Raw genomic sequence first — 1,816 nt, 5'->3', positions numbered from 1 at the left:
CGAAGCAGGTAATACCGCGGCCATGCCGGTGCGCCGGGTTTTGTTTCATTCACAGGTTGGCCTGAGTTTTTATCGCCGGGAAAATTTACACGGAGAGCCTGATGCACCCCTTACTGCTTGATGTTACCGAACGCATCCGCCAGCGCAGCAAAGCCACCCGCGCTGCTTATCTGGCACAAACAGAACTGGCCGTTGCTCAAGGGCCTGTGCGCGAACAGCTGAGCTGTACCAATCTGGCCCATGATTATGCGGCGTCCTCAGATACTGAAAAACTGATCCTGAAGCAGAATCACCGTGCCGCCAATATTGCCATCATCAGTGCGTATAACGATGTGCTGTCGGCCCATGCGCCATATCGCGATTACCCGCAGCAACTGAAAAAAGCACTCGCGGCCTGTGGTCATGTCGGACAGATGGCCGGTGGCGTGCCGGCGATGTGTGATGGTGTCACTCAGGGGCAAACAGGGATGGAATTGTCGTTATTCAGCCGTGATGTGATTGCGCTGAGTACGGCGGTGGCAATGTCGCATCAGGTGTTCGACGGCATGCTGCTGCTCGGCATCTGCGACAAAATTGTGCCGGGGTTATTGATGGCTGCTCTGCGCTTTGGTCATCTGCCGGCGGTGTTTGTACCGGCAGGCCCCATGCCCAGCGGTATCAGTAACAACGATAAAGCCAAAGTCCGGCAGGCCTATGCCGCCGGAGAAATTGGCCGCGATGAGCTGCTGTACAGCGAGATGGCCTCGTATCACAGTGCCGGCACCTGCACCTTTTATGGCACCGCCAATTCCAATCAGATGCTGATGGAAATCATGGGCCTGCAGTTACCGGGGTCTTCGTTTATTAATCCGAATGATCCGTTGCGCGCGCCATTAACCGCCGCCGCGGCCCAGCGTGTCAGCGAGCTTACTGCTCTGGCGCCAGACTTTATGCCACTGGGGCAGATGGTGGATGAGCGCACGCTGGTGAATGCCATGGTGGGGCTGCTGGCGACCGGTGGTTCGACCAATCACAGCATTCACTTACCGGCGATCGGACGTATGGCCGGTATTCTGATCGACTGGCAGGATATGGCCGATCTGTCGGATGTTGTACCGCTGCTGACGCGGGTTTATCCCAATGGCAAGGCCGATATCAACGCCTTTCAGCAAAGTGGTGGCATGGCCTATTTAATGCGCGAACTGGCTTCCGCCGGGCTGCTGCATACCGATGTTAAAACCATTATGGGCAATGGCCTGGAGCCGTATTTCAAAGAACCGTATCTGAATTCAGAGGGCACGCTGAGCTGGCGCCCGGCGGTGGCCGAGAGTCTCGATTTATCGGTGCTGGCACCTGCCCATGCGCCTTTTATGCGTGAAGGCGGCATGAAATTGCTGCAGGGCAATCTGGGCCGGGCGATCATGAAAGTGTCGGCGGTGCCGGATGACCGCTGGCAGGTAGAAGCTCCGGTGCGGGTATTTACGACCCAGGACGCGGTACTTAACGCATACCGCAATGGTGAACTCAACTGCGATGTGGTGGTGGTACTGAAATATCAGGGGCCAAAAGCCAATGGCATGCCGGAGCTGCATCAGCTGACACCGGCACTGACCAATCTGCAGGAGGCTGGCTACCGTGTGGCGCTGGTGACCGATGGGCGCTTATCCGGTGCTTCCGGCAAGGTCCCGGCGGCAATTCATGTCTGCCCGGAAGCTTATGCCGGCGGCTGGCTGGATCGGGTTCAGGATGGTGATGTGATTCGCCTCGACGGCCATCATGGTGAACTGACGGTGCTGGCCGAAGGTTTTGCTCAGCGTCCGGCCCATGAGCCGCCCGT

Annotated in this window: 1 protein-coding gene; it reads left to right on the top strand. The window is 57.7% G+C overall.

The window, feature by feature from the left end:
- Positions 1 to 101: 101 nt before the first annotated feature.
- Positions 102 to 1,816 (top strand): phosphogluconate dehydratase (edd, locus tag B3P58_RS15845; RefSeq protein WP_286718977.1); only part of this gene is annotated, 1,715 nt, incomplete at its 3' end.

Origin of the sequence: Thalassolituus sp. UBA2009 (assembly GCF_002335285.1) — a bacterium.
Taxonomy (GTDB): Bacteria; Pseudomonadota; Gammaproteobacteria; order Pseudomonadales; family Oceanobacteraceae; genus Venatoribacter; species Venatoribacter alkanivorans.
This window is presented reverse-complemented; position numbering and strand designations above follow the sequence as displayed.